General features: G+C 74.4%; 4 protein-coding genes and 1 pseudogene. 3 read left to right on the top strand and 2 right to left on the bottom strand.

Annotation, left to right across the window (positions count from 1 at the left end):
* Positions 1 to 216: pseudogene (locus AB8Z75_RS32540) on the bottom strand (hypothetical protein); the annotation flags it as partial.
* A 44-nt stretch (positions 217 to 260) separates the two neighbouring features.
* Here AB8Z75_RS32540 and AB8Z75_RS32535 point away from each other — a divergent pair.
* Complete coding sequence (locus AB8Z75_RS32535) at positions 261 to 1,025, top strand: response regulator transcription factor (RefSeq protein WP_369208359.1); 765 nt, start codon at positions 261 to 263, stop codon at positions 1,023 to 1,025.
* Positions 1,022 to 2,443 carry a sensor histidine kinase gene (locus AB8Z75_RS32530; RefSeq protein ID WP_369208358.1) on the top strand — a complete coding sequence of 474 codons (1,422 nt, stop codon included), beginning with the start codon at positions 1,022 to 1,024 and terminating at the stop codon, positions 2,441 to 2,443. The genes AB8Z75_RS32535 and AB8Z75_RS32530 overlap by 4 nt, the downstream gene beginning before the upstream one ends.
* A 288-nt stretch (positions 2,444 to 2,731) precedes the next feature.
* Here AB8Z75_RS32530 and AB8Z75_RS32525 read toward each other — a convergent pair whose 3' ends face one another.
* Positions 2,732 to 2,962 carry a chaplin gene (locus AB8Z75_RS32525; RefSeq protein ID WP_369208356.1) on the bottom strand — a complete coding sequence of 77 codons (231 nt, stop codon included), beginning with the start codon at positions 2,960 to 2,962 and terminating at the stop codon, positions 2,732 to 2,734.
* A gap of 342 nt (positions 2,963 to 3,304) precedes the next feature.
* Between AB8Z75_RS32525 and AB8Z75_RS32520 the strand changes: the two genes are divergently transcribed.
* The gene (locus tag AB8Z75_RS32520) at positions 3,305 to 4,345 is read left to right on the top strand and encodes a chitinase (RefSeq protein WP_369208354.1); all 1,041 of its coding nucleotides are present in this window, start codon (positions 3,305 to 3,307) and stop codon (positions 4,343 to 4,345) included.
* The last annotated feature ends 16 nt before the right edge of the window (positions 4,346 to 4,361 follow it).

Below are 4,361 nucleotides of genomic sequence, written 5' to 3'. Positions count from 1 at the left end.
GCGGTGGGTCGAGGAGGCCCGGGGCGCGGCGCCCCCGCCGGGACCGCCCGCTTCGGGGCCGTCCGAGACGGGCAGTGCGCGCGGCGGTTCGTAGGAGGTGTCGTCCAGCACCGTGTGCACGCCGAACCAGGAGAGGGTCGTGGCGGCGCCGGTGGCGAGCGTCCACGCGAGGGCGTGCGTCCCGCGCGGTCTGTGGGGTCGTCCGGTGCGCTGCATCCCCGTCACCTTAGGGCCCGCCGGGATGCCGTACGGTTCCGCCCATGGCACGTGTGCTCGTGGTCGAGGACGACCAGTTCGTACGCTCCGCCCTCATCCGGCACCTGACCGAAGCCGCCCATACGGTCCGCAGCGTGGGCACGGCGCTGGAGGCCCTGCGCGAGGTGGCGCAGGTCGGTTTCGACGTGGTCGTCCTCGACCTCGGGCTGCCGGATCTCGACGGCGCGGAGGCGCTGAAGATGCTGCGTGGCGTCACCGACGTGCCGGTGATCATCGCGACGGCGCGGGACGACGAGGCCGAGATCGTCCGGCTGCTGAACGCGGGCGCCGACGACTACCTGGTCAAGCCATTCTCCGTCGCCCACCTCTCGGCCCGGATGGCGGCGGTGCTGCGCCGTACGCGCGGCCACGCCGCCGGTGGCGAGAGCGGCGGGGACACCGTCATCCGGGTGGGCGGGCTCGCCATCGACCCGCTGCGCCGCATGGCCCAGCTGGAGGGCGTGCTGCTGGACCTGACCCGCCGCGAGTTCGACCTGCTGGCCTTCCTGGCGCGGCGGCCCGGCGTCGTGGTGGCGCGCAAGGAGCTGCTGGCCGAGGTGTGGCAGCTCAGCTACGGGGACGACCAGACCATCGACGTCCACTTGTCATGGCTGCGGCGGAAGTTGGGGGAGACGGCCGCCAAGCCGCGCTACCTGCACACGCTGCGCGGAGTCGGCGTCAAGCTGGAGCCGCCCGCCACGGACCCCGCGGCCCCGCCGCTCGCCGCCGAGTCTCCGGCTCCGCCGCCCGGTGAGGGCGGGCCCGCGTGAGATGGGCCCTGGTGAAGGTCTGCCTCGCCGTGACCGCGATGGTGGTGGTGGCCTTCGCCGTCCCGCTGGCCCTCGTCGTCAAGGAGACCGCAAGGGACCGGGCCTTCGCCGGCGCCGAACGCCAGGCCTCCGCCATCGGCCCCGCCCTGGCCATCACCCGCGACCGCCGCCAGCTCCAGCGCGCCGTCGCCATCACCCAGGCCGGCGCCGAGGGGCGCGTCGCCGTCCACGTACCCGCCGAGGCGGGGAAGAACGCCGCCAAGAGCGGACCCGTACGCGTCGGCCACAGCCGGGCACCCCGCGCGCGGCTCGCGGCGGCGCGCCGCCTCGGCCGGGCCACCACCGTCGAGGTCGACGGCGGCTACACGCTGCTGCGGCCCACCGCCGTGACGGGCGGCATCGCCGTCGTCGAGGTCTTCGTCCCCGACGACGAGGTCACCCACGGCGTCGCCGCCTCCTGGATGGTGCTCGCCGGGGTCGGCCTCGCACTGATCGTCGGCTCGGTCGCGGTCGCCGACCGGCTCGGCACCCGCATGGTGCGGCCCGCCGAACGACTCGCGGGCGCCGCGCACGACCTGGGCGAGGGGCAACTGGACGTGCGGGTGCCCGAGGAGGGGCCGACCGAGCTGCGCTCCGCCGCCACCGCCTTCAACGCCATGGCCGACCAGGTCGTCCAACTCCTCGCCAACGAGCGGGAACTGGCCGCCGACCTCTCCCACCGGCTGCGCACCCCGCTGACCGTCCTGCGGCTCAACGCGGCCTCCCTCGGTGAGGGCGACACGGCGGAGCAGACCCGGGCCGCCGTCGCGCAACTGGAGGGCGAGGTCGACACCATCATCGCGACCGCCCGCGAGCAGAAGGCACTCGCGCCTCACACCGCCTCCTCCGCCACCTGCGACGCGGCCGAGGTGATCCGCGAGAGGATGGCCTTCTGGTCGGCACTGGCCGAGGACGAGGGCCGGGAGGCGCGCGTCGCCGGGGTGGAGCGCCCGGTGCGGGTGCCGGTGGCCCGCGCCGAACTGGCCGCGGCCGTCGACGCCCTGCTCGGCAACGTCTTCCGGCACACCGCCGAAGGCACCGCCTTCGCCGTCGACCTGCACAGCGGCGGCCCCGCCAGCGAGGCCGCCATCGTGCTGGTCTCCGACGCGGGCTGCGGCATCACCGACCCCGACGCCGCGCTGCGCCGCGGCCACGGCGAGGGCGGTCCGGGCTCCACGGGGCTGGGACTGGACATCGTGCGCCGCGTCGCCGAGTCGACCGGCGGCGACGTACGGCTGGGCCGTTCGGTGCTCGGCGGTACGGAAGTACGGGTGTGGCTCGCGCTGCGCGACGGGGCCGCCACGCGCGGCGGCCCTCGTCAGGTCAGCCACCGGCTGCGCCGCCGTGCCCGGCGCGCTCGCCTCGCGCGCCGGGCCTGAGGCGCACCGCAGCGGCGCCGGCTTCCCCGTGGGCCGGCTTGCCCCGTGTGCCCGGGGACGCCCGCCGTGCCGGGGGAACGTCGGGGCGCCGGGACGCCACCGTGCCCGGGGACGCCGCCGCGCCCTGGGATGCCGTCGTGCCCGAAGTGCTGTCGCGCACGGAAGCGCTGTCGCGCACGGACGCGCCGTCGCGCGCGGACGCGCCGTCGCGCACGGAAGCGCCGCCGGGTCGGTCCGTGGGGCGGCCGGACCCGGCGGCGCTGTGGGTGCGCTCCGGTGCGCGGGTGCTTACTTGTTGACGCAGGCGTTGCCCGCGGCGGGGTTCAGCAGGCCGATGACGTTGATCGAGTTGCCGCAGACGTTGGCACCGACCTGGACCGGAACCTGGACGACGTTCCCGCTCAGGACACCCGGGGAGTTGGCGGCGCCCCCCTGGGCACCGGCGTCGGCCGCCGCGGCGGAGGCACCGCCCAGGACGAGGGCGGCGGCGAAAGCGGCCGTGGTCACGGAACGAAGCATGGTGTTTCTTCTTTCAGGAGACAGACAACTTGCGCTTGGGCACCATCCACGCACAGCGGGCGCGGTGCCGTCGTTGTGACTTTCCGACCGTCGCCCGCCCGTCACCCCACGGAGGGGTGCGTCCTGCGGCGTTCGGAGCAACGCGATCCTGATGCGGGGGTGGGCGGGGGCGGATCGCCCCCCGCGGCCCCTTCCGGGCCGGCGCTCCTGAGGAGGCCCTTTCGGTTTCCTTAAGTGCGCCCTAAGGAAGCCGGCCGAGGTCCGCCACACGGCATTCGTCCGATTCACCGCCGCTAGCGTGCTGGCCGTTCCCTTCCCCCACCTCAGCGAGGCAACGACGCGATGACGCACTCAGCAGGCCACCGCCGCCGCACCCGCCGTACGACCACACTGCTCACCGGCGCCGCTGCCGCCGCCCTCGTCGCGGGAGGCGGCTTCCTGTTCGCGGGCAACGCCACGGCGGGCGAGGAGGCTGCGGCCCCGTCCGAGGCGGCCGGCACGCCCTTCGCGCCGTACGTCGACACCTCGCTCCAGCCCTCCTACGACCTGCTGGAGAACGCGGAGAAGACCGGCGTCAAGGAGTACAACCTGGCCTTCGTCACCAGCGGCGGCGGCCAGTGCGTGCCCAAGTGGGGCGGCACCCAGGAGCTGACCGACAACCCCGTCGCCGCGCAGATATCCGACCTGCGGGCCAAGGGCGGCGACGTCCGCGTCTCCTTCGGCGGCGCCAACGGCTCCGAGCTCGGTACGGCGTGCGATTCGGCGGACGCGCTCGCCGCGGCGTACGGCAAGGTCATCGACACCTTCGACCTGAAGAAGATCGACCTGGACATCGAGGGCGCGGCGCTGCCCGACACCGAGGCCAACGAGCGGCGCGCCAAGGCCGTCGCCGCGCTCCAGAAGAGCCACCAGGACCTGGACGTCTCCTACACCCTGCCGGTGATGCCCGAGGGGCTGACGGAGCCCGGCGTGGCCCTGCTGAAGAACGCCGAGGCCAACGGCGTGAAGGTTTCGGCCGTCAACATCATGGCCATGGACTACGGGCCCTCCTACGACGGCGACATGGGCGAGTACGCGACCCAGGCGGCGACCGCCTCGCACAAGCAGGTCGCCGAGGCGCTCGGTCTGGGCGGGGCGGAGGCGTGGAAGGCCCTGGCCATCACCCCGATGATCGGCGTCAACGACGTCAACGTCGAGGTGTTCGAGCCCGAGGACGCCAAGGAGGTCAGGGCGTTCGCGGACGAGAAGGGCATGGGCTGGGTCTCCATGTGGTCCGGTACCCGCGACAAGCCCTGCCCCGGCGGCCCCAAGGACCAGGCCGACCCCACCTGCTCCAGCATCGAGCAGCAGCCCCACGACTTCACCGAGGCGTTCGCGGGCTGACCCCCACGGCAGCCCC

Origin of the sequence: Streptomyces sp. PU-14G, assembly GCF_041028275.1 — a bacterium.
In the GTDB taxonomy this organism is placed as follows: domain Bacteria; phylum Actinomycetota; class Actinomycetes; order Streptomycetales; family Streptomycetaceae; genus Streptomyces.
This window is presented reverse-complemented; position numbering and strand designations above follow the sequence as displayed.

What these genes read in the sequence shown, in the direction of transcription:
- AB8Z75_RS32535 (WP_369208359.1), top strand. Translation starts at nt 261, where the DNA reads ATGGCACGTGTGCTCGTGGTCGAGGACGACCAGTTCGTACGCTCCGCC.
- AB8Z75_RS32525 (WP_369208356.1), bottom strand. Translation starts at nt 2,962, where the DNA reads ATGCTTCGTTCCGTGACCACGGCCGCTTTCGCCGCCGCCCTCGTCCTG.
- AB8Z75_RS32520 (WP_369208354.1), top strand. Translation starts at nt 3,305, where the DNA reads ATGACGCACTCAGCAGGCCACCGCCGCCGCACCCGCCGTACGACCACA.